Here is an 822-nt window from a genome sequence, read left to right as displayed (position 1 = left end):
CCCGCCGTGAGGACCTTCTTCTCAGCCGCGAGGAGCAGGAAACTGTGTCTTCTATGCGCAAGGCTCTGAACAGTCTGAAGGCAGATGAGGCCGTGGAGCAGATCCTGAATATGTTTTCCAGAACCAGAACAAATGCGGAATTTGTACAGACTGCAAAAAAACAGAAATTTTTATAAATATCTTGCATTTATGAAAGGAGTATGTTATACTCAGGAAGCTGTAAAATAATAAATTCGTCTACTCATACACGAATAGAAAATAATAGAAAGAAATACAGAGAGGTGAAAATCATGCGCGAAGGAATCCATCCGAATTATCATCAGGCAACTGTAACCTGCAACTGTGGAAACACATTTGTAACAGGTTCTACAAAAGAAGATATCCATGTGGAAATCTGCTCTAAATGCCATCCGTTCTACACAGGACAGCAGAAGGCTGCACAGGCTCGCGGACGTATTGATAAGTTCAACAGAAAATACGGCTTAAACAAATAATTGAACAATATGAAAACGTGAGAACAGGTTGAGGTTGGGAAATCTCAACCTGTCTTTGCTTTCAGACAAAAGAGCTTATGACAGATGGAGAATATGAAAATATGAAGTCATCAAATATCGGCGGCCAGGCAGTCATGGAAGGAATCATGATGCGGCATAAGGATAAGTATTCCATTGGTGTCCGCCGTCCTGACGGAGAGATCGAGTTAAAGGTAGAAGATTATAAATGTACGTTTGGCAATGCCAAAATCTGGCGGAAACCTCTGATCCGGGGAGTGGTCAGCTTTGTGGACAGCCTGGTGGTGGGAACAAAATGCCTCATGTACTC

At 42.6% G+C, this 822-nt stretch carries 1 protein-coding gene and 2 pseudogenes; all 3 read left to right on the top strand.

Annotated features, from left to right (window positions below; all coding sequences use genetic code 11):
• Positions 1-176, top strand: a pseudogene (locus QVP40_RS09580) (transcription termination factor Rho); the annotation flags it as partial.
• A gap of 114 nt (positions 177-290) precedes the next feature.
• Positions 291-494 carry a 50S ribosomal protein L31 gene (gene rpmE, locus QVP40_RS09575; RefSeq protein ID WP_022068223.1) on the top strand — a complete coding sequence of 68 codons (204 nt, stop codon included), beginning with the start codon at positions 291-293 and terminating at the stop codon, positions 492-494.
• Positions 495-595: 101 nt separating this feature from the next.
• Positions 596-822, top strand: a pseudogene (locus QVP40_RS09570) (DUF1385 domain-containing protein); the annotation flags it as partial.

Origin of the sequence: Blautia sp. CAG:257, assembly GCF_000433815.1 — a bacterium.
In the GTDB taxonomy this organism is placed as follows: Bacteria; Bacillota; Clostridia; order Lachnospirales; family Lachnospiraceae; genus Blautia_A; species Blautia_A caecimuris.
The sequence above is the reverse complement of the archived record's forward strand: the minus strand, read 5'-3'. Positions and strand labels throughout refer to the sequence as shown.